Source organism: Lederbergia citrisecunda (genome assembly GCF_018343695.1).
GTDB classification, from domain to species: domain Bacteria; phylum Bacillota; class Bacilli; order Bacillales; family Bacillaceae_C; genus Lederbergia; species Lederbergia citrisecunda.
The window spans coordinates 333,084-354,286 of the sequence record NZ_JAGYPJ010000001.1; the positions used below are offsets into that span (position 1 = coordinate 333,084).

22 protein-coding genes and 1 riboswitch are annotated in these 21,203 nt (G+C 36.2%); of the genes, 19 read left to right on the forward strand and 3 right to left on the reverse strand.

Annotated features, from left to right (window positions below; all coding sequences use genetic code 11):
* Positions 1-37: 37 nt before the first annotated feature.
* The 8 genes from KHA93_RS01600 (at position 38) to motB (ending at position 6,940) form a co-directional block, all read left to right on the forward strand.
* The gene (locus KHA93_RS01600) at positions 38-1,006 is read left to right on the forward strand and encodes an LCP family protein (RefSeq protein WP_213109122.1); all 969 of its coding nucleotides are present in this window, start codon (positions 38-40) and stop codon (positions 1,004-1,006) included.
* A 67-nt stretch (positions 1,007-1,073) separates the two neighbouring features.
* Positions 1,074-1,239: riboswitch (M-box (ykoK) riboswitch) on the forward strand.
* 263 nt (positions 1,240-1,502) lie between these two features.
* Complete coding sequence (locus KHA93_RS23450) at positions 1,503-1,628, forward strand: hypothetical protein (protein WP_267916840.1); 126 nt, start codon at positions 1,503-1,505, stop codon at positions 1,626-1,628.
* 27 nt (positions 1,629-1,655) lie between these two features.
* Positions 1,656-2,984 (forward strand): magnesium transporter, encoded by a 1,329-nt coding sequence (mgtE, locus tag KHA93_RS01605; protein WP_213109123.1) that lies wholly within the window; start codon positions 1,656-1,658, stop codon positions 2,982-2,984.
* Between the two features lie 103 nt (positions 2,985-3,087).
* Entirely contained in the window at positions 3,088-3,930 is an 843-nt protein-coding gene (locus KHA93_RS01610; protein WP_213109124.1) for a transporter substrate-binding domain-containing protein, read from the forward strand.
* A gap of 15 nt (positions 3,931-3,945) precedes the next feature.
* Positions 3,946-4,623 (forward strand): amino acid ABC transporter permease, encoded by a 678-nt coding sequence (locus KHA93_RS01615; protein WP_213109125.1) that lies wholly within the window; start codon positions 3,946-3,948, stop codon positions 4,621-4,623.
* A 279-nt stretch (positions 4,624-4,902) separates the two neighbouring features.
* Positions 4,903-5,277 (forward strand): DnaJ family domain-containing protein, encoded by a 375-nt coding sequence (locus KHA93_RS01620; protein ID WP_213109126.1) that lies wholly within the window; start codon positions 4,903-4,905, stop codon positions 5,275-5,277.
* Positions 5,278-5,352: 75 nt separating this feature from the next.
* Positions 5,353-6,153: a flagellar motor stator protein MotA gene (gene motA, locus KHA93_RS01625; RefSeq protein ID WP_213109127.1), complete on the forward strand. Its 801-nt coding sequence runs from the start codon at positions 5,353-5,355 to the stop codon at positions 6,151-6,153.
* A complete protein-coding gene (gene motB, locus KHA93_RS01630; protein ID WP_213112726.1) occupies positions 6,140-6,940 on the forward strand; it encodes a flagellar motor protein MotB in 801 nt (266 codons plus the stop codon). The genes motA and motB overlap by 14 nt, the downstream gene beginning before the upstream one ends.
* Before the next feature lie 293 nt (positions 6,941-7,233).
* On the opposite strand, the gene KHA93_RS01635 is transcribed toward motB, so the two are convergent.
* A complete protein-coding gene (locus KHA93_RS01635) occupies positions 7,234-7,686 on the reverse strand; it encodes a flavodoxin (RefSeq protein WP_213109128.1) in 453 nt (150 codons plus the stop codon).
* A 138-nt stretch (positions 7,687-7,824) separates the two neighbouring features.
* Here KHA93_RS01635 and KHA93_RS01640 point away from each other — a divergent pair, with 138 nt between their 5' ends.
* A complete protein-coding gene (locus tag KHA93_RS01640) occupies positions 7,825-8,448 on the forward strand; it encodes a glycerol-3-phosphate acyltransferase (protein WP_213109129.1) in 624 nt (207 codons plus the stop codon).
* Positions 8,448-10,040 (forward strand): GNAT family N-acetyltransferase, encoded by a 1,593-nt coding sequence (locus tag KHA93_RS01645; RefSeq protein WP_213109130.1) that lies wholly within the window; start codon positions 8,448-8,450, stop codon positions 10,038-10,040. Before KHA93_RS01640 ends, KHA93_RS01645 begins: the two co-directional genes overlap by 1 nt.
* Before the next feature lie 48 nt (positions 10,041-10,088).
* Here the strand turns inward: KHA93_RS01645 and KHA93_RS01650 are convergent, their stop codons facing one another.
* Positions 10,089-10,313 carry a DUF1128 domain-containing protein gene (locus tag KHA93_RS01650; protein ID WP_213112727.1) on the reverse strand — a complete coding sequence of 75 codons (225 nt, stop codon included), beginning with the start codon at positions 10,311-10,313 and terminating at the stop codon, positions 10,089-10,091.
* A 282-nt stretch (positions 10,314-10,595) separates the two neighbouring features.
* On the reverse strand, positions 10,596-11,957 hold the full coding sequence (locus tag KHA93_RS01655) for an alanine/glycine:cation symporter family protein (protein WP_213112728.1): 1,362 nt from the start codon (positions 11,955-11,957) through the stop codon (positions 10,596-10,598).
* A gap of 284 nt (positions 11,958-12,241) precedes the next feature.
* Here KHA93_RS01655 and KHA93_RS01660 point away from each other — a divergent pair, with 284 nt between their 5' ends.
* The 9 genes from KHA93_RS01660 (at position 12,242) to KHA93_RS01700 (ending at position 21,174) form a co-directional block, all read left to right on the forward strand.
* Complete coding sequence (locus KHA93_RS01660) at positions 12,242-13,096, forward strand: YihY/virulence factor BrkB family protein (RefSeq protein WP_213109131.1); 855 nt, start codon at positions 12,242-12,244, stop codon at positions 13,094-13,096.
* A gap of 339 nt (positions 13,097-13,435) precedes the next feature.
* Positions 13,436-14,494, forward strand: a complete 1,059-nt coding sequence (gene cax, locus KHA93_RS01665) for a calcium/proton exchanger (RefSeq protein ID WP_213109132.1) — start codon at positions 13,436-13,438, stop codon at positions 14,492-14,494.
* 63 nt (positions 14,495-14,557) lie between these two features.
* The gene (locus tag KHA93_RS01670; protein WP_213109133.1) at positions 14,558-15,355 is read left to right on the forward strand and encodes a YfkD famly protein; all 798 of its coding nucleotides are present in this window, start codon (positions 14,558-14,560) and stop codon (positions 15,353-15,355) included.
* Positions 15,356-15,467: 112 nt separating this feature from the next.
* Positions 15,468-16,265 (forward strand): delta-lactam-biosynthetic de-N-acetylase, encoded by a 798-nt coding sequence (pdaA, locus tag KHA93_RS01675; protein WP_213109134.1) that lies wholly within the window; start codon positions 15,468-15,470, stop codon positions 16,263-16,265.
* A gap of 323 nt (positions 16,266-16,588) precedes the next feature.
* Entirely contained in the window at positions 16,589-17,479 is an 891-nt protein-coding gene (locus tag KHA93_RS01680; RefSeq protein WP_213109135.1) for a DNA-3-methyladenine glycosylase family protein, read from the forward strand.
* Positions 17,476-18,882 carry a 23S rRNA (uracil(1939)-C(5))-methyltransferase RlmD gene (gene rlmD, locus KHA93_RS01685; RefSeq protein ID WP_233711014.1) on the forward strand — a complete coding sequence of 469 codons (1,407 nt, stop codon included), beginning with the start codon at positions 17,476-17,478 and terminating at the stop codon, positions 18,880-18,882. Before KHA93_RS01680 ends, rlmD begins: the two co-directional genes overlap by 4 nt.
* Before the next feature lie 380 nt (positions 18,883-19,262).
* The gene (locus KHA93_RS01690; RefSeq protein ID WP_213109136.1) at positions 19,263-19,895 is read left to right on the forward strand and encodes a LysE family transporter; all 633 of its coding nucleotides are present in this window, start codon (positions 19,263-19,265) and stop codon (positions 19,893-19,895) included.
* A gap of 306 nt (positions 19,896-20,201) precedes the next feature.
* Positions 20,202-20,465, forward strand: a complete 264-nt coding sequence (locus tag KHA93_RS01695) for a spore coat protein (RefSeq protein WP_213109137.1) — start codon at positions 20,202-20,204, stop codon at positions 20,463-20,465.
* Positions 20,466-20,877: 412 nt separating this feature from the next.
* Complete coding sequence (locus KHA93_RS01700) at positions 20,878-21,174, forward strand: LSm family protein (protein ID WP_213109138.1); 297 nt, start codon at positions 20,878-20,880, stop codon at positions 21,172-21,174.
* Positions 21,175-21,203: the final 29 nt, after the last annotated feature.

A 21,203-nucleotide genomic window follows, 5' to 3' on the forward strand; every position in this document is an offset into this window, starting at 1 on the left:
ACAGTCGTAGTAATGCAAGGGAAAGGTGGTACTTTTAGTGACAAAAAGAGAGAAAAAGAGAACTAAACGAAAATGGCTACGTAATCTATTTATTATTTTTACTATTTTCATATTATCAGTGGGCGCGTATAGTATCATTCAATATTATAAAGGGTTATCTGTTGCAATGGATGATTCATATATAAAAGATGAAACAACATTTGAACCGTTCGAAGGTCCAGAACCACAATTTGGAGAGATAAATGTCCTACTTATTGGAAGTGATTCAAGAGCCGATGATCGCGGAAATTCTGATACAATCATGATCGCCCACTATAATCAAAACACTCATGATATGAAAATAGTATCTTTGATGCGAGATATATATGTTGATATTCCCGAACATGGCAAGTATAAACTCAATGCAGCGTATGCATTTGGTGGACCAGAATTATTACGAAAAACGATCAAGCAAAATTTTGACATAGATATAAATTATTATGCAGTGGTTGGCTTTGAAGGATTTCCTAAAATTGTAGACTTGATTGCTCCTAATGGGATTGAAGTCGATATTGAGAATGAAATGAAGTATGGAATTGGAATGACATTGCATCCAGGTAAACAAGTTTTACATGGTAAAGAACTACTTGGATATGTTCGTTTTCGTCATGATCGTTTAAGTGATTTTGGACGTGTCGGAAGGCAACAAGAAGTAATGTCCAAACTTAAAGAGCAGGCTGTTAGTATTCATAGCTTAGTCAATCTCCCTAAAATACTAGGGATGGCAGAGCCATATATTAATACAAATGTTGATGCAAGTACTTTACTCGCGGTTGGTAAAGGATTAATTGTGGGAAACTCTAAGCAAATGGAGACATTTAGAATACCTCTTCAAGACACGTTTGAAAATAAAAGTGTTGATGTCGGTGCAGTCTTAAGCATAGACTTTGAAAAAAACACTCAAGCCTTAAAGGATTTTTTATCATCTGATGATGCGAGCTCAGAAGAAGTTGCAGTACATGAATAATATTAGTGAAACTGCCCCTTGATTATGTGGGATATTTAGCATTATAGTATAAAAGGATAAAAAAATAGTGATTCCTCGTTAGGTGAGGCTCCTGTATAAATATAAGCCACTGCCCAAAAACATCGAGAGATGCCAATGGGTAGAACAGGTCTTGTCGACTTAAGGCATGACTTAATGTGGCTGAGCAATTGCTCTACGTTATACAGTGCTAAAACTCAACAGGGGGGATTTTTTTACGTGAATCCTTCCTATTGATTTGTAGGGGGATTTTTATTTTATGAAGATTTAAGTTTTAAAAAGGAACAAATTAAGAAATAGTAAATCTATGTCTAGCTCCAGCGCCTATCGACTAGCAAACTTCTTGTCCTTTTCCCTACGATAAGTCAACATCGACTCGTTCTATTGGACTCGTCGTGTTTCCTTTATCTCAGTCAAAGGCCCTGAAGTTTGTACGTCGATGAGCAAGGCGCTTCTGCTTTTCTTATAGGAGGTGATAATGATGGATGAGGACCCGGATAATTGTACGTTCATAATCGCATATCGGAAAATGAGGGTAAGTGAAGGTGATGCTAGTCTTCTCCATTCATTATCACTAAATAAAGAATGGCATTTACCCTCATAATGAATTAAGCATGTGGGGGTAGTAAAAATGACACAAGAATTGAAAATGGCGTTAATTAATAACTATGAGTTTGAAGAATTTATCGAAAGGTATCAACCATATGATTTGGCAGAAATGGTCATTGAACTAGAGTACGATGATCAAATCAACTTTTTCACAATAGCTCCATCTTCATTAGGTGCTGAAATTATTGAATATCTGGAGCCGGAACTACAATATCGAATTATGGATCATTTGGATAGAGATCGTGCTATAGAATTACTGAATCACGTGTCGAGTGATAAAGTGGTGGATTTGCTCTTGGCCATCCATCCACACCAGACGAAAAGGTTAATGGAATATCTACCGGTTGATTATCGAGAAAAAATTAAAACGTTAATGACGTACGAAGCGGATACTGCAGGGAGCTTGGCGACAATCGATTACATTGGAGCAAGGAAATCATGGTCGATTGATTACACTTTAAGACATATTCGGAAAGTAGGTCACGACGCCGAACTTGTTTCGTATATATACGTCATTGATACACATGGAAAATTGGCCGGAGTTGTATCACTGAAAGAAATTATTTTAGAAAAACCAGATACGAAATTAGAGGAGATTGTAACGGAAGAAGTCATTTCTGTAACAGTTGATATGCACCAAGAAGAGGTTGCAGAAATATTAGCAAAATATGATTTTGTTGCCATTCCTGTCGTTACTAATGATTCCCGAATGATCGGTATTATTACAGTTGATGATTTGATTGACGTTATACACGAAGAAGCAACGGAAGACATTCAGAAATTAGGGGGAAGTCAACCGTTAGAAGAGCCTTATTTTAAGAACTCAGTATGGAGCGTTTTTAAAAAGCGGATTGGCTGGCTGCTCATTTTATTTGTAGCCGAAGCATATACCGGAAATGTATTAAGACATTATGAAGACACACTCAACGAAGTAATTGCTCTATCCTTTTTTATTCCATTATTAATTGGAACCGGTGGAAACTCTGGAACACAAACGGTTACGACATTAGTTCGTGCGATGGCTGTAGGTGAAGTGGAATTCAAAGATATTTTCAAAGTTGTACGTAAAGAGCTATCGACTGGTATTCTTCTTGGAGCAGTAATGGGGTTAGTCGCATTTATCCGAGCACAAATCTTAGGTGTTGGCTTCGATATTGGTTCAGTAGTAGCCATTACAGCAATATGTATCGTTATTTGGGCTTCTATTGTCGCGGCTGTTATGCCTTTGATTTTGCATAAATTAAAAATTGACCCTGCGGTTGTTTCTGGTCCATTTATTTCTACATTAGTAGATGGAACGGGATTAATTATTTATTTTACAATGGCGAAGCTTTTACTAAACTTAGCGTAAAAGTTTTCGGACAAAAATTTGCAATATTTCCTACTCCCATGTATATTTTATTAGGTTGAATAATATTGGTAGGAATACTAGGAATTATTTTAGGGGGATGGAAATGCTTAAAAATAAAAGATTCTTATTTTCACTAGTAGTAATTATTGCTATATTTTTCGTTTCAGCTTGTGGTGCTGGAGATAAAAATTCAGCTGTAGATAAAAACTCTTTGGAAGCTATTAAAGAAAGAGGAAAAATCATAGCTGGTACTTCCGGAACGCTATATCCTACATCTTATCATGAGCAAGGTACTGATGAACTTACTGGTTATGAAGTTGAAATTTTAAAAGAACTTGCAAAGCGGTTGGATGTAGATATTGAGTTCAAGGAAATGGGTTTTGATGGTCTTTTAACATCCTTAAACAGTGGAGTAATTGATATTGCAGCAAATGATATAGAAGTAACGGATGAAAGAAAAAAGAAAGTTTCCTTCTCAGATCCATATAAATTTTCATATGGTACAGCAATTGTCCGTAAAGACGATCTTTCTGGAATTAAATCGTTGGATGATTTAAAAGGAAAAAAATCTGCAGGTGCAGCTACTTCCATCTATATGCAGATTGCTCGTGAGCACGGTGCTGAAGAGGTCGTTTATGAGAATGCTACAAATGAGGTTTATCTTCGTGATGTTGCAGTTGGGAGAACGGATGTTATATTAAATGACTATTATTTACAAACATTAGCTCTTGCAGCATTTCCTGAACTAAATATTACGATTCACCCTGATATTAAATATCATCCAAATGATCAAGCGATTGTAGTGAAAAAAGATAATAATGATCTTTTAAATAAAGTAAATGAAGTATTGAAGGAAATGAAAGAAGACGGAACAATTACCGAGTTATCCAAGAAATTTTTCAATGAAGCGGATGTTTCCGTAAAACAAGATTTTGATTTTCAGTAAGTTGGAGGTTGAAAAATGAGTAATATCCAATGGCAATACATTTTCGACCTTCCACTTGCCATTAAATCCTTTCCATATGTACTACAAGGAATTTGGTACACAATTCTCATTTCATTTGTTGGAATGGCTGTTGGATTACTGATAGGATTCTTTTTAGCTCTCGGGCGAATGTCCAAGCATTTGATTATTAACTTGCCAGCTCGAATTTATATTTCTTTCATGAGAGGAACCCCGATGCTCGTATTTTTGTTTTTATTGTATTTCGGGCTCCCTATGGTAGGGATTGAGTTCAGCGCAATTACGTGTGCGTTGATTGGATTTAGTTTACATTCTGCGGCCTATATGGCTGAAATTAATCGTTCTGCTTTAACATCAGTTAATAAAGGGCAATGGGAAGCTTCTAAAGCTCTCGGCCTGTCTTATTGGCAAACAATGAGATTAGTTATTTTACCACAAGCGACGAGAATCGCTCTTCCACCATTATCAAACGTATTATTAGATTTGATCAAGGCTTCATCCTTAGCGGCAATGATTACAGTTCCTGATCTCTTTAATCGTGCGAAAATTGTCGGGGGCAGGGAATTTGATTATATGACGATGTATATTCTGGTCGCCTTTATATATTGGGGAATCTGCTCAATTGTTGAACTAGGTCAGTCCTATCTTGAAAAACGATATCGATATAGTGAATGAAGGGAAGCTAATTGCTTCTCTTTTTTTAGTTTTTGCTAACTTGTATGTCGATCTCCGCTTCTATCATATTAGTGATAAATTTAACAACTTTTTCATTAGAGACCATATGGGAGAGTTGGGGAAACGCTTCAATGAAGAGGCCATTGAGAGAGTTTTGCTATTGTGAAAAAGATTATGGTCACATTAACGTACTTATCGTAACTTCTTTGTCATTTTTATCTAGTAATTCCTTTTTCGCATAAATGTATAATGAAGGTATCGATAAAAGGAGGCGGTAAGATGGATAAATTTGGAGGGTTATCGGAAGAACGAATTCGTAAGGCATATGAAGAAGGAGAGTTTGACAATCTCCCTGGACGAGGGAAACCACTACCAAAGGATTCATTGGCCGGTATTCCGGATGAACTAAAAATGGCTTATAGATTGATGAAAAACGCAGGATATTCCCCTGATGAGATGGATGTAAAAAAAGAAATTATGACGATAGAGGATTTAATTCGTAAGACGGAAAATGATATGGAAAAAGAAGGTTTGAAACGGGAATTAAATGAAAAAATTCTCCAATATAATAGTTTACTTGCGAAAAAAAGAATTAAAACAAACTCGTCCGTTTTTAAGCAGTATGAGAGCAAAATTGAAAAAAAGTTTTTCTAAGTGAAAAGTGATTGAAATTTGCTTCTATCTGTCGATATATAGAATAAGACATTTATAAAGTTTAGGGTGAAGCATATGGATAGAACATCGCTTATTGGATTAATTCTTGGAGTCGCAGCTGTAGGTGTGGGAATGGTGTTGAAAGGTGTAAGCTTTATGGCACTTATTAACCCAGCGGCTATACTTATCATCATTGTGGGGACAATGGCAAGCGTAGTTACCGCTTTTCCAACTTCAGAAATAAAAAAAGTTCCCAAGCTTTTCGGGATTGTTTTTAAAGATAAACAGACTTTTAAAGCGAAAGACGTCATTATCGAATTTTCTGATCTTGCACAAATGGCTAGAAAAGAGGGCTTGCTTGCGTTAGAAGCTTCGATTGACGAAATTGAAGATCCATTTATGAAAAATGGTTTGAGTCTTGCAGTAGATGGTCATAGTGCGGATTACATTCGAGATGTATTAAATGAAGAAATTGATGCGATGGAAGAGCGTCACGCTGTTGGAGCTTCTATTTTTTCTCAAGCTGGTACTTATGCACCGACGCTAGGAGTACTTGGGGCGGTTATTGGATTAATCTCTGCACTTGGAAATATGGACAATACAGATGAGCTTGGTAAAGCTATTTCAGCGGCATTTGTGGCCACGATGCTTGGAATTTTCACAGGATATGTTTGGTGGCATCCATTTGCCAATAAGTTAAAACGAAAATCACAAGAAGAAGTAAGAATTAAAGAAATGATGGTTGAAGGAATTTTATCCATATTGGAAGGAGAAGCACCTCGAGTAATAGAGCAAAAATTGGCCTCTTACTTACCTGCCTCAGAACGAAAAGAAATTTTTGAGGAAAGTGGTGAAAGCCAAAATGTCCAGGCGTAGAAGAGAAAAAAAAGAAGGCCATCATACAGATGAATCTTGGCTTCTCCCATATGCGGATTTACTGACCTTGCTCTTGGCGTTATTCATCGTTCTTTTTTCCGCCAGTTCTGTTGATGCACAAAAGTTCCAAAAGCTATCCCAGGTTTTTAACGGAATTTTCATTGGCGGGACAGGTCCAATGGATTTTCAACAGCCAATCGAAACTGATGACCATAGTAAAGACCATCCAGAACCTTTAGATGGGGAAAAAGAAGAACAAGAAGAAATGGATGAGCCTCATAAAGGGGACGAAATTGTTCTGGATATAGAAGAACAGAAGGAGCTAGAAGCGATTCAGTCGAAGATCAATGCATATATTCAAAAAAATGACTTTAATAATAAATTTGATACTTCGTTGACAACTGAGGGGCTTTTACTGACGATTCGCGACAATGTTCTCTTTCAATCCGGAAAAGCGGAAGTAAGAGAAGAAGACAAAAAAACGGCAAAAGAATTAGCGGTTTTACTCGAAATGGATCCTCCTAGGAATATTATTATTAGTGGTCATACTGATAATGTACCGATTGGAAATGCCCACTTTCAATCAAATTGGGAACTTAGTGTCATGAGAGCAGTTAATTTCATGAAGGTTTTACTAGAAGACGAGAAACTTGATCCGAAATGGTTTAGTGCAAAAGGCTACGGTGAATTTCAGCCAATAGGAGATAATAAATCCGAGGTAGGAAGAGCTAAAAACCGAAGAGTTGAAGTTTTAATATTGCCTCGAATAAAAAACGAGGAAAAATGATAGAAATCGAGGATATAATCAAAATGATTGTATCCTCGATTTTTTTGAAAAAGGAATGCTATGTATTAATTAGGTGTTTCGCTATCCAGCGCGAGCATAGTAGCAAGCTTTTTGTCTTTGTCCTTAATACAAGTCGAACATCTCTACCCATTTAGGATGGCTATGATTCCTTTATCCTAGGACATTAGGTCGAAAAAGGAACGGTTCGAGCTAGGCTCTCCCGACTATTCTAATATGTCATTATTTCTTGGGAAATAACTTGTTTATATCAAATAATGTCGAATTTGTACTTTTTAGCTATTATTCAGCATTAATTCTGCGAATTTTCTACCAAATTCTTGACATTGATTTAGCTCTTCATCATCAGGATAGAGGTCAATTACTAGATTAGGAAGAAGGACATCAGCACCTAATGATGTTATTTTGTCTGTGAAAAAACGTAAAGCTGCACCATAAGTAGATCCATAGTATGAATCTCCTGACCCAAAAACAGCAGCCTGTTTCCTAGATAAATCAACATGATCTAGCTCCTCAAAAAAATCCATAAATTCATCGGGAACTTCTCCTTCCCACGTATACGTACCGATTAAAAAACCATCATAATCGAGTAAATCAGTTGGAAGAGAGTCGAAAGCTTGTTTAACTGTAACATCTATATTCATTTGCTCCAACCCTTTTATTACTTCTCCTGCAAGCATTTCAGTGTTTCCGGTCATGCTTGTATATATTAATATTATTTTTGTCATGATTACCACTCTTTCAATATGCTCCTACATTATTTTATCAAAAATACGCTTAAATAATTATCACAATCATGTGAAGGCGTACTCGGAAGATGGATATATCATGAGTTTTACATATTTTGACACAAAAACTTTTAAATTATGTTAATATTATTTAAAAATAACCAATTTAGAAAAGGAAGTATAATGAAAGAGATTGTATTGCTTTTAGGAGCTTACTTACTAGGAAACATTTTAACTGGTTATGTTTTAGCAACGTTTTTTTATCACAAAAATATTCACAATGAAGGGAGTGGGAATATAGGGGCTCGAAATGCGGGCAGAATTTTTGGTAAAAAAGCTTTTGTTATCACATTTTTCGGTGATGCCGGCAAAGGGGCCATCGTAGTCTTGATTGCGAAGTGGCTAGAGTTCAGTATAGACATTCAAATACTTGCTTTATTTTTTGTTGTTCTCGGGCATATATTTCCAATATTATTTCATTTCAAGGGTGGAAAAGGTATGTCGACTTTTATAGGTGGGATATTAGCTTTTCATCCATTATTGTTTTCTGCTTTTGCAGCTGTCTTTATATTATTTTATATCATATTAAAAAGTTTAACTTTAGCCGGTATGGCTGCCGTAGCTTTATTGCCAACTATTATGTATTTCTTTCAGTTTGACCTGTATCCGATTCTTTTTTGTATTTTACTTTCTGCCACGGTAATATTTGCACATCGGCAAAATATTAGAGATAAAATTTTCAGTGAAAGGAAAATCAGCTGATGAGCTTGATTTATAAAATTGCTACTAAACCATCGGAATTTGAACAAATTTTAAAACTGAATTATCGTACGTTTGTAGAAGAAATTCCTCAACATGAAGTAAATAATTCAGGCACTTTGATAGATAAATTTCACGATGAAAATACATATATCATCTGTATGAAAGAAGAACAAGTGATTGGTATGATTTGTGTACGAAGTAATAGGCCGTTTTCATTAGACGGGAAAATCGGCGAAGTCGAGAAGCATTTACCTGTAGTTGTTGAAAACCCTTGTGAAATTAGACTTTTAGCCGTAAACCCCGAATATCGAAATGGCAGAGCTTTTTTAGGCTTGGCACAAGCGTTAATTCGCTATTGCCTAAAGTTGGGATATGATGCAGCACTAATATCGGGAACTACACGTGAACAAAAATTATATGGTCAAATGGGATTCCAGCCATTTGCTTATTTAACGGGAGACGAAAATGCAGCCTTCCAACCTATGTATCTTACAAAAGCAACTTTTGATGAAGGAATTGCAGGTAGAATATTAAAGGATCAGGTCAATTTTTTACCTGGACCTGCAACAATATCAGAATCTGTAAAAACAGCACTTGCTGCATCTCCGTATTCACATAGATCAAAAGGTTTTGAAACTCTTCTTCACGTTGTCCAAAAGAAATTAACAACACTGGCAAATGCAAAGTATGTTCAAATTTTACATGGAACTGGTACTTTGGCTAATGATGTAGTAGCTGGACAATTATCATTGTTGCCTGGAAAAGGGTTAATTTTGGTTAATGGAGAGTTTGGAGAGAGGCTTGTCAATCACGCAGAACGATTTGACCTTGATTTCGAAGTGATAGCAACAGCATGGGGCTCTCCATTTCAAGAAGAGCACATCACAGAAGCTATGAGCAACGGAACGTATAACTGGTTATGGGCAGTTCACTGTGAAACTTCAACCGGAGTATTAAATGATATCGATATGCTTAAAAACATTTGTCAGTCCTACAATGTACAGCTGTCCCTTGATTGTATCAGTTCGTTAGGTGCGGTTCCGCTTAATTTGGATGGGGTTTTATTTGCCTCAGGAGTGAGTGGAAAAGCATTGGCGAGTTATTCAGGGTTATCTTTTGTTTTTCACAATGTTGAGGTGAACCCAAATAAAAGTATTCCTCGGTATTTAGATCTTGGTGCATACTCGGCAGCAGGTAGTATTCCTTATTCTCAATCTTCGAATCTAGTAACTGCACTCGCCGAAGCATTAAAAAGATATGATTTCCGGGATGAAGAGTATGAAATCATTAACAAACGATATCATACCATTCGAAATGGTGTGGAAGAAGCAGGGTTAACCATATTATCTGATACAAGAAATTCAGCGAGCACCATTATGACAGTATTACTTCCTGAAGAAATTAATGCAAAAGAACTTGGGGATAATTTATATTTGAATGGATACAACTTTCATTATGAAAGTTCGTATTTAAACGAAAGAAATTGGATGCAAATTTCTTGCATCAATGATGTAGAAGAAAAGGACATTAGAAAGATGCTCGCAATTCTTAGAGGTCTTTGCAACGCTGATCGGGAACCTTCTGTAACTTGATAAATTAACGAACTGCACCTCAAGTGTGAGGTGCAGTTCATTTTTATATTACGCTTTTCTTAGTCGACCAAGTTCTTCCGCCAGAGCTTGCATTTCACTTGGACTAAAATGGTCTTTTTTCATGACCATTTCATAGATTTCATGTAATTCCTCGTACATTTCGGAATCCATGCTTTCCGATCTTATTGCCCCTATATTAACCATCCTCATCTTCGTCACAATTTCATTGACCATAAATTCAATATTTTCAGGTGTGTTTTTGGATAAATCCATATCATTTCCATCCTCTCTGTCATCCATAATTACTATACTTTCATGATGCTAGGTCAATGTCAATAATAAAAACGCAAGTGCCTTGCCTGTCTACTTACAAGCTCAATAATGTGGGTCATTCGACGTTGTAACAAGATGTGGCGCTTTTAGTCGATGTTCTTTATTAGGACCTCGACTGAGATTGGAAAAATAGGAAGGTTTCAAAAATACGTACTTGAAAAAAATTAAATATCACTTTTGAAAAAAATACCTTTCCTATGAAAAAGGAAATGTGTAAAGCTATTATACGTTTTTTTTCATTTCTTCTTTTTCCTTTTTGATTGTCTTTACCACTTTTCTTGTTTCATGAATGATGACTCCGGACAGACCTAATAGCCCGATTAAGTTTGGAATTGCCATTAAACCATTCATAATATCCGAGAAAGTCCAAACAATTTCTAATTCGATAATAGCCCCAATGAAAACGACAAGTACAAAAATGACACGATAATAGATGACTATTTTTGTATTGAATAAATATGAGAAACATTTTTCCCCATAGTAGGACCATCCAATAATTGTTGAAGAGGCAAAAAACAATAGTCCTAGTGCTACGATGATAGAGCCTGTATTCCCTAGAAAGTGGGCAAATGAAACAGAAGTTAAATCTCCTGCTTTGATTGAAGTATCATCATATAATCCCGCCATGACAATAGTAATTCCAGTAATCGAACAAATAATGATTGTATCTATAAATACTTGGGTCATGGAAACGAGTGCTTGACGACCAGGTAAATCAGTTTTTGCCGCGGCAGCAGCAATTGGGGCGGATCCGAGACCGGCTTCATTGGAAAAGACTCCGCGAGCTACTCCATACCGGATAACAGCACCTATTGCTCCACCGGCAACAGCTTTTCCCGTGAATGCATCGGAAAAAATAATTCCAACAGCATTTGGGATTAATTTAATATTCATTACTAAAATAACTAGTCCACCAAGGACATAAAATACAGCCATGAATGGAACAAAATAGGAAGTTACTCTACCAATACTCTTTATTCCACCTATAATAGCAAGACCTGCAAATATCATTAATACAAGACCTGTAACAGCTTGTGGTACATGGAAAGTAGAGTTAACCACTTTCGATACTGCATTAGATTGGACAAGGTTTCCAATACCAAATGCAGCGATAGCTCCAAAAATAGCAAATAACACTCCTAACCATTTTTGTTTCAACCCTCGTTCTAAATAATACATGGGTCCACCTGACATTTCACCATTCTCATCGACAACTCGATATTTAACAGCTAAAATGGCTTCTGCATATTTTGTTGCCATTCCAAAAAATGCAGACAACCACATCCAGAGAACAGCCCCGGGGCCGCCTAAAACAACGGCTGTAGCGACTCCGACTATATTTCCTGTTCCAACTGTAGCTGCAAGCGCTGTCATTAATGCTTGGAAATGTGAAATGTCGCCTTCTGACTTTGTGTCCTGTTTAAAACTGAAAGCAAGCTTTAACGAATAGGGGAGAAGTCTTAATTGCAAAAATCCGAGTCTAATAGTTAAGTAGATTCCAGTTCCGACAATAAGGACGAGCAATGGTATACCCCATACTTGACCGCTAATGGCTTCCAACACTTTTAAAATCTTCTCTGACATCGAAAGTTCTTTATCTGCCATTTGAGGCTATCCCTCCTTTTAATCTTGCTTCAACTTAAATTATTCTGAAAAGTGTATCGTTATGTCAAGCTCTATAGTTTGGAAAATTTATAGATAACTTTATAGAAAGTAGTTCCCGTCTAGCTAAAGCGCCACCTGACTAGCCAAATTCACGTCCATTTCCCTACGTTAAAGTAGGCTATTGAATATTTCATGTTTTATTGCTTTTAAGAAAGGTAAAACATATACCAAGTTTGTCTTTATGAAAAGATTGAGGTGGTATTATGGACAAATCTAGGTTAAAGGTAAAAAACGAAAAAAATCAACTCATGAAGTTTGTTAAAATATTGATTCGCAAAATACTGGATAATGATGTTGCTGGAATGGCAGCCCAGCTTGCTTATTTCTTTTTGCTTTCATTATTTCCTTTATTGTTTTTTGTTGTAACACTGATTCCTTTTACCCCTTTAACACAACATGATATTTTTAACTTAATTAAAGATGTCGCTCCTGTTGAAACAATTTCGATGATCGAAAGAACGCTAAATGAAGTGATGCAAAATCGAAGTGGTGGACTGTTAACTGCCGGTATTATTGGTACACTTTGGTCTGCTTCAAATGGGATGAACGCACTAGTGAAATCTTTAAACAGAGCTTATAATGCAAAAGAAAAAAGATCATATATTGTCACTAGATCTCTTGCCATCGTCTTTACAATTGCGATGATCTTCGTCTTTATTCTGGCATTGTTGTTACCTGTTTTTGGAAAACAATTAGGAGTCTTCCTTTTTTCAACCTTTGGTGATTCTGATATGTTTTTAAACATATGGAGTGTAATCCGTTGGGCCTTAACCCCTGTTATATTATTCATTGTGTTTTTGGCCATTTATTATATAGCCCCAAGTATTAAAATAAAATGTATTTCAGCTGTTCCTGGAGCAATCTTCTCAAGTATAGGATGGATCATTGTTTCACTTGGTTTTTCTTACTACGTTTCTCAGTTTGGAAATTATTCGGCTACGTATGGAAGCATCGGAGGTATTATCGTTTTAATGTTATGGTTTTATATCACTGCCATCATTATTATGGTGGGGGGAGAGATTAACTCTCTTGTTACGAAAGAAAAAGACCGTTGTTAAATGAATGGAATTATAGTTAAATGGTGCAAACTAATGGAGCTTTAGGGAATAATGTAGTCAAAAGTATGCAAATAAAAATTTATTAAGTTATATCTTTTTATATAGGTTTTTGCTGCCCAGCTCCGGTGCCATTCGACTAGCCATCATTTTGTTCTCTTCCTTACGATAAGTCAACATCGATTCATCCTAATGGACTCATCCTGTTTCCTTTAGCTTAGTCGAAGGCCGTAAACGCCACGTCTTCTTGTGGCACCATTGAGAGCCCAAAGGCTGTAAGCCTGTAGGTCGATGAGCAGGGCGTTTGCGCTTTTCTAAAGAACTTGAGAGGAATGGAATGCATTGGTAAATAGAATTTTTCTTATTGTCATATTGATTGGCTTTCCATTAATTGTAATCGGAGCGCTATTACAATTCCCAAGCGTATTAATGTTTGGAATTTCCTGCATTACCATTATCGGCCTCTCTAGCTTCATGGGGAGGGCCACTGAAAGCTTGACGATTGTGGCTGGCCCACGAATTGGTGGACTATTGAATGCTACTTTTGGTAATGCCGTGGAGCTGATCATTTCGATTTTTTCATTAAAGGCTGGGCTCATTGGAGTTGTGCTTGCTTCATTAACGGGTTCCGTTATTGGAAATCTTTTGCTCGTCGCGGGTTTATCATTCTTTGTTGGAGGTTTAAAATTTAAACGTCAAAACTTTAATGTGTTTGATGCTAGGCATAATTCAGGGTTACTTATGTTTGCAATCATTGTCGCATTTATAGTACCGGAAATGTTTTCAAAAAGCATGAACGAAACAAAAACTATTACGTTAAGTATTGGTGTTTCCATTATTATGATTATTCTTTATATACTCGCATTGTATTTTAAATTAGTTACTCATCGAGGGGTCTATAATACAAAGGAATCGGAAGAAAATATTGAGCATGAGGAACCGGAATGGGGAATAGGAAAAGCAATCCTTATTTTGGCAGTGGCTACGTTAGCTGTAGCATACACGTCTGAGAAGCTTGTTCACACGTTTCATGAAGTTGGTGTCAAATTTGGTTGGAGCGAGTTATTTATTGGAGTTATCATTGTTGCCATTGTTGGAAACGCCGCGGAACATGCCTCTGCGGTTTTAATGGCATTTAAAGATAAAATGGATGTTGCAGTTGAAATTGCAGTTGGATCGACTTTGCAAATTGCTATGTTCGTTGCGCCACTACTTGTCCTTGTATCGTTGTTTTTTCCAATTTCAATGCCGCTCATATTCACTGTGCCTGATATAGTTGCGATGGCTACTTCTGTCTTACTGACGATCGTAATCGTTAATGATGGTGAATCGAACTGGTTTGAAGGTGCAACGTTGCTTGCAGCCTATTTAATCATGGGAATTGGTTTTTATTTGCTCTAAAGTTGGATAAACAGTTTACTTTCGGAAAAAAATAAAGGTAAATGATGAAAGGAGTTTGCCTTTATGAAACAGTTTCGTTATGGAATGCAGTTAATGCTTATTTTACTTTTAATATTATCTGGACCTACTAATTTTAGCTTTGCAAAAGGGCAATCAAAGGGGTCCATTCAACTGCCTTCATCTGTAGTAAATATAGCAAAAGAAAATACGATACCAACTGAAATGGAAGACTTAATCTATTTAAAACCAAGCCATTTTACGAAGGAATTGTTTAAATCATCAAATGAAGCAATCGAAAATCCTAATTTGATTCGAATATTAAATGAGTCCTCCATTAATAAGTCCCCACTTTCTATTGGGATGCGAGCAACGATTTATATGGGTGAGTGGCCATTGAACTATAAATCAGATGAAACAATTCCTAATTGGCAATATCAAAAAATAAATACAAATGTATACGATAATACTGTCGGAAAAGTAAACCACCAAATTAACTATGTACAGCAAGCGCAAAAAAGGGTAAAAGGTGGTTTAACTGGAAGAGTTCCTCATCCAGAGGATGTACAAAAGATGATCCTAATTAAAGCAATGGAAAAAACAAATCTTCCAATTGCCACTGAAACAGTTATTGGTGCCGGTACGAAACATTCGCAAATTTACAATGTACATCCAAAGCGAATTGGATATTTGCATGCTCATGTCCCAGCCATAATTGAAAAAGGAGAGGTAACGTACGGAGAGGTATACTTAGTCATTAGAGGGACGAAACGGAAAATCGTCGTTAAAAACGTAACCTCCCAAAAAATTGGAGCATGGCTCCCAATTCAAGATCATTTATCCTTTTCCTTCACTGCAAATTGAGGGGACGGGTTCAAAAGGGACAGGTTCAAATGAACCTGTCCCTTTTATTGTCAGGCATGATTTTTTAACTATGGAAAAATCTAAAGGAAAAGGATGAAAGGCGGAAAATGAAATGAAAAAATGGATACTATTTTTCCCTGTTCTGTTTCTTATGTTTTTTCATGCAGCGACTACCCATGCCGTCTCCAATCAACCGATTCATTGGGGTTTTAAAAAAGGAGCGAACGAACAACAAGCAGATGCAGGTGAACGATATGATAAATTACTTGAAAAATATGGTGCCTTCTACAAAGGTAGCCCGGAAGAAAAGATACTATATTTAACGTTTGATAATGGCTACGAAAATGGTTATACGGCAAAAATATTAGATGTTTTGAAAAAGGAAAAAGTACCAGCTATATTTTTTGTTACAGGTCATTACTTAGAGAGTGCTCCTGATTTAGCGAAGCGGATGGCGGATGAAGGACATATTATTGGCAATCATTCATGGAGCCATCCCGATATGACCCAAATCAGTGATGCAAAAATAAAAATGGAGCTCGCAAAAGTGAAGGAGGCAACTGAAAAGGTTACAGGACAAACCAATATGCAATATTTACGTCCGCCACGAGGAATACTAAGTGAACGGACCCTTAAAGTAGCACAAGAAGAGGGTTATGTTCATGTACTATGGTCATTAGCTTTTAAAGACTGGCAAATCAACCAACAAAAAGGCTGGAAGTACGCTTATGACAATATCATGGCACAGGCACATCCAGGTGCAGTCATATTATTGCATACCGTATCAAAAGATAATGCTGATGCACTAGAAAAGGTAATCCAAGACTTAAAAAAACGCGGGTATATATTTAAAAGCCTCGATGATTATATGCTTAAGGAAAAAGTCAAAAATCCAATAATGACACATTGAAGATCTTTACCAGCCGTTTCATGAATAATGGCGCTTATACATTGATTTGCCCTTCACTTAATTGCTTCAATCGGATAGCAACGTTACTTTTCCATAGGTTACAGGCATATCGAATGCTAAAAGCGGAAGGTAACGTTGCCTCTTTCTGTTCAAGTGAGAATGACACTATTGAGGATTGAAATCATCAAAAACAGAAACATTTGTATTTCTACCAATGAACACGAAAACTGATGGAACTCTTTAATATTCTTTTTGATTGAGTGAAAAAACTCCATCCACGATGGTATAATAAATAAACATTTAACCATTCGGAGGAGATATAAGTGTGGCAAGAAAAGATAGAATTTTCCGGCCCATATGATTTTGACTTGGCTTTAAGTAGGCTATCCATGGATCCGCTAAATATCGTAAATCAGAAGGAACGATCCTTAATGGTTCCAATTTATGATGCTGTTCCTGAAGTAGCGAGTATGCAGGCAATTGGTTCAACGGATGAACCAGTATTTCTTGTAAGTGGCCAAAATGGTTCAACAAAGTCAAATGTGATAGAGAAAATAACCGGCATTTTTCAATGGGATACGTCATTAGCCGAAATTCAAAATCATTTTTTAACAACTTCTTTAAATAAAATTTTCGATAACCATCGAGGAACTCCAATCGTATTAGATTTTTCACCATTTACTACGCTTGTAAAATCGATTATTCATCAACAAGTTAATATGAAATTTGCCATTTCTTTGACGGAGGAATTCGTTAAAACGTTTGGCTTCCAAATGGATGGGGTATATTTTTATCCGTCCCCAGAGACAATTGCTACGATACAGCCAGAAGCGTTAAGAACATTAAAATTTAGTCAGCGAAAAGCGGAATACATTATCGGCTTAGCAAAACAAATAGTAGAGGGTGAAATTAATTTAGAACAGTTGTCAAAGCTGTCAGATGAGGAGATTATGAAATCATTAGTAAAAATCCGTGGAATTGGTCCTTGGACAGCTCAAAGCTTCCTTCTTTTTGGACTGGGAAGACCTAATTTATTTCCTCTTGCTGATATTGGGTTACAAAATGCGATTAAAGATCTTTATGGACTGGATCGAAAACCTACGAAAGAAGAAATGCTGGAATATAGCAGTGAATGGCAACCTTATTTGAGCTATGCCTCTCTATATTTATGGAGAAGCATAGAACCTCCTATCAAAGAATTAATTGTAGAATGAGTGATTTTATGACAAAAGTGAATGAAACAATTATCAAAGTAAACCAACAATTCCCTCTTACTATAAAACGTCTCGGAATCAACGGGGAAGGCGTCGGCTATTTTAAAAAGAAGGTCGTATTCGTACCAGGTGCGCTACCAGGTGAAGAAGTCGTCGTAGAAGTCGTCAATGTTCATCCGAAATTTTCGGAAGCCATCGTAAAAAAGGTCCGAAAACGTTCCCCATACAGAATAAAAGCACCTTGTCCTGTATACGAACAATGCGGAGGATGCCAGCTCCAGCATTTACGTTACGATCAACAGTTAAAGGAAAAACGAGATATATTAATTCAAGCACTTGAAAGGCATACGAAATTTACGATTGATGATTTAGATATCCGTGAAACAATAGGTATGGAAGATCCATGGAAATATCGTAATAAAAGCCAATTTCAATTAAGGGAAATGAACGGAAGAATAGTCGCAGGACTCTACAGTATGAATTCTCATCGACTAATCAGTGTTCCTGAGTGTATCGTCCAGCATCCTGCAACAAATAAAGTAAACAATGCCATTAAGAAAATTTTTGAAGACTTTAAAGTTCCTATTTATAATGAAAAAACAAAAAAAGGAATTGTGAAAACAATTGTAACTCGTGTTGGAGTACAAACTGGCCAAGTTCAGGTTGTCATTGTAACGGCTGGAGAAAAACTTCCCCGTAAGGAAATGATTGCTGAAGAAATAAAAAAGCGACTTCCAGAAGTTGTATCCGTCATGCAGAATATTAATCCTAAGCAAACTTCACTTGTATTCGGAGACAAAACACTCAATATTACAGGCAAAGAATACATTGATGATAAAATGAATGAATTTACATATGAGCTTTCAGCTCGTGCATTTTTTCAATTAAATCCTGAGCAAACTGTAAAACTATACGATGAAGTAAAAAAAGCAGCTGCCCTCACTGGTAAGGAAAAAATCGTAGATGCCTATTGTGGTTCTGGAACAATCGGATTATGGCTTTCTGAAGGTGCCGCAGAAATTCGTGGAATGGATGTAATACCAGAATCCATTGAAGATGCGAAAAAAAATGCCATGAAGCATGGGGTTAGGAAGGCAAAATATGAAACGGGAAAGGCAGAAGATATTTTGCCAAAATGGCTTAAACAAGGCTGGCATCCAGACGTAGTTATTGTTGACCCTCCTCGTACAGGTTGCGATGATAAGTTTTTAAAAACACTATTAAAAATAAAACCGAAAAAATTTATATATGTTTCCTGCAATCCTTCTACTTTAGCTAAGGACTTGCAAGCGATCAGCCATATGTATGAGGTGAAGTATATTCAGCCTGTGGATATGTTCCCACAGACTGCACATGTAGAGGCAGTCGTGAAAGTAGAATTAAAAAAAGTAACCCCTACTTAAAACATTCGATGGTCCTACCCCGTTTTCGTTAAAACACTCTTTTGCGAATTCGGGGTCTTTTTCTCCAAGTTTTGAAGAGACTTGTTTAGTTTATTTGTCGTGTGTTCTTTCTCTTGATGAATGAAGCCTTTCAGTCTGTTTATCTTCTATCGTACAGCAAGTGGCTGTTTATGCTTGTGAGTTAGTATTGGACCTATTAAACCAAAGAAAGTTAAAGATGGTAAATACATAATAATGTATAGATTTTAATAAAGAAAAAAAGATTTGAAATTCGAATATTTTATAATCCGAGCTATAATTTGATTTGAATAATATTGTATGTATAATCAAAATAAACGGAGAATGATAGTGTAAATATAGGCTGAAAGAAGTTTTGCTTTTTGGATGTATATTTGAAGTTTGTACTAGTAGGTTTTTCGATTGCCTTACCTGTTGGGGCAATCACCGTAGAAATGACTAAACAGGGATTAAAAAATGGGTTTTTTCATGGTTGGGCAGTTGGTATTGGTGGAATGACCGTCGATATGTTGCTCATTTTTGCATTGTATATGGGTCTTGCGAAGATTCTGTCCTTATCATATGTGCAAATACCATTGTGGATTATAGGAGCAGGATTCTTATTCATGCTTGCCTATGATTCTATCAAAAATGCAGATAAAGATATTACTCTTGTTGGTAAAAAAGTGAATAAATCTTTATTTAAGACCTATCTTAATGGTTTATTGGTTGCTATTTCACCTGGGAATTTAGTTTTTTGGGTTTCTGTATTTGGAGCAGTTCTGGCTGATTCTTATACACAAACTAAATCAGCTAGTTTTATTATCGCCGCATTTGGTATTTTAACAGGAATTCTTTTACATGATATTGGTTTACTGAGTATCGTCTCAACTACTCGAAAAGTAATGAACCGAAAAATGATTAAATGGACATCCATTATAGCTGGCATATTATTATTTGGATTTGCTTGTTATTTCTTATATGAATTTTATTTAGATATTCAATTATTTTTATAATTGTTTAAGCTAAAGTAAGAAAATCTTTTTTACTTTAGCTTTTTTATTTTGAAGGCGACATGTATGAGGTGAAGTATATTCAGTTCCCACACACGGCGCATGTGGAGTCAGTCGAGTAGATAGAATTTAAAATATATCCTTTTACATAAACCTTAATGGCCAGACCTCGTTTTCGTTAAAACATTCTTTTTCGTGTCTAATCCTTTTTACGAATTCAGCATTTGTCACTGATTTAGGGCAAATACCCAAGAACTTTTATCCGCTAATGCATATGCTTTATTGACAAAATAATTGAGGAGGATAAAAGTGCTTCCATATAATGTAAATTATAATGCCCATAACTTAACAGATGAAAGGATTCGACCAGGCTTTGGTCTAGGTGGACCAGGTTCTGGATTCGGCTTTGCTCCTGGTCTAGGTTTAGGCGGACCTGGTTCGGGCTTTGGGGTTTATCCTGGTCTAGGCTTTGGTGGCCCAGGATTTGGATATGGCTATCCATACGCACACTACCCATACCACCACCACCACCACTATCCATATCATCACTATCCCTACCCATATCCTTACTAGAACACATTAGCTTTTTGTGCAGTAAGAAATTCACATAATAATAGAAGTAAGATGATACTGTATTGTTAAAAATTGGCGTACCTACATTAAGTAGAGACGCCAATTTCTTATTTGGCTAATAGAGCGGCTTTGTTAATCAAAAAATGTTTACAATACTAAAAAAATTTATAAAGTGAAATTAAATTTAGAAAATCCTTGTGATATGAAAAAAGAGGTCACTATTGTTATGAACGAACTAATATCCTTATTAAAAATAAGATAGTGGATTAAAGACTAGTGATGTAAAAAGAACATTAATTCATTCTTATATAACAATTTTCTGTTCCAACCCTCCTACATAAATTCAGAAACCGTAACACAAACCCACATACAAGAATATTTTGAAAAGAGAATATAGAGGAGGTAAATGAAAATGGAACATGTTACGCATGATCAAAGAGATATGAAGCATCATCATGAAAAGTCAAAACAACATTTGTATCAATTTGTGCAAGTTGAAATGAATGATGGCTCAGTTTATCAAGGTATATTACACAGCTATGATATGGACAAATTGTTTCTTATTATGCCTAAAATGCATCACCATATGTCAATGGAATTAGATGAAAGCAGCAGCCGCCAATTTCCTTTCTTTGGACCATTTGGATTATTTGGATTTCCATTCTTTGGAATTAGAAGATTTGGACCATTTTTCCCATTCTTTATCTAAAATATAGAAAAACGGCTTGCAGTATGATT

Excerpts from the sequence above, each read along its gene's own strand:
- KHA93_RS01655 (WP_213112728.1), bottom strand. The coding sequence starts at position 11,957 with ATGTCAGAGAAGATTTTAAAAGTGTTGGAAGCCATTAGCGGTCAAGTA.
- motA (WP_213109127.1), top strand. The coding sequence starts at position 5,353 with ATGGATAGAACATCGCTTATTGGATTAATTCTTGGAGTCGCAGCTGTA.
- KHA93_RS01670 (WP_213109133.1), top strand. The coding sequence starts at position 14,558 with ATGAAACAGTTTCGTTATGGAATGCAGTTAATGCTTATTTTACTTTTA.
- KHA93_RS01615 (WP_213109125.1), top strand. The coding sequence starts at position 3,946 with ATGAGTAATATCCAATGGCAATACATTTTCGACCTTCCACTTGCCATT.
- motB (WP_213112726.1), top strand. The coding sequence starts at position 6,140 with ATGTCCAGGCGTAGAAGAGAAAAAAAAGAAGGCCATCATACAGATGAA.
- KHA93_RS01645 (WP_213109130.1), top strand. The coding sequence starts at position 8,448 with ATGAGCTTGATTTATAAAATTGCTACTAAACCATCGGAATTTGAACAA.
- KHA93_RS23450 (WP_267916840.1), top strand. The coding sequence starts at position 1,503 with ATGATGGATGAGGACCCGGATAATTGTACGTTCATAATCGCATATCGG.
- rlmD (WP_233711014.1), top strand. The coding sequence starts at position 17,476 with ATGAGTGATTTTATGACAAAAGTGAATGAAACAATTATCAAAGTAAAC.
- pdaA (WP_213109134.1), top strand. The coding sequence starts at position 15,468 with ATGAAAAAATGGATACTATTTTTCCCTGTTCTGTTTCTTATGTTTTTT.
- KHA93_RS01635 (WP_213109128.1), bottom strand. The coding sequence starts at position 7,686 with ATGACAAAAATAATATTAATATATACAAGCATGACCGGAAACACTGAA.
- mgtE (WP_213109123.1), top strand. The coding sequence starts at position 1,656 with ATGACACAAGAATTGAAAATGGCGTTAATTAATAACTATGAGTTTGAA.
- KHA93_RS01700 (WP_213109138.1), top strand. The coding sequence starts at position 20,878 with ATGGAACATGTTACGCATGATCAAAGAGATATGAAGCATCATCATGAA.
- KHA93_RS01660 (WP_213109131.1), top strand. The coding sequence starts at position 12,242 with ATGGACAAATCTAGGTTAAAGGTAAAAAACGAAAAAAATCAACTCATG.
- KHA93_RS01610 (WP_213109124.1), top strand. The coding sequence starts at position 3,088 with ATGCTTAAAAATAAAAGATTCTTATTTTCACTAGTAGTAATTATTGCT.
- KHA93_RS01650 (WP_213112727.1), bottom strand. The coding sequence starts at position 10,313 with ATGGATTTATCCAAAAACACACCTGAAAATATTGAATTTATGGTCAAT.
- KHA93_RS01640 (WP_213109129.1), top strand. The coding sequence starts at position 7,825 with ATGTTAATATTATTTAAAAATAACCAATTTAGAAAAGGAAGTATAATG.
- KHA93_RS01620 (WP_213109126.1), top strand. The coding sequence starts at position 4,903 with ATGGATAAATTTGGAGGGTTATCGGAAGAACGAATTCGTAAGGCATAT.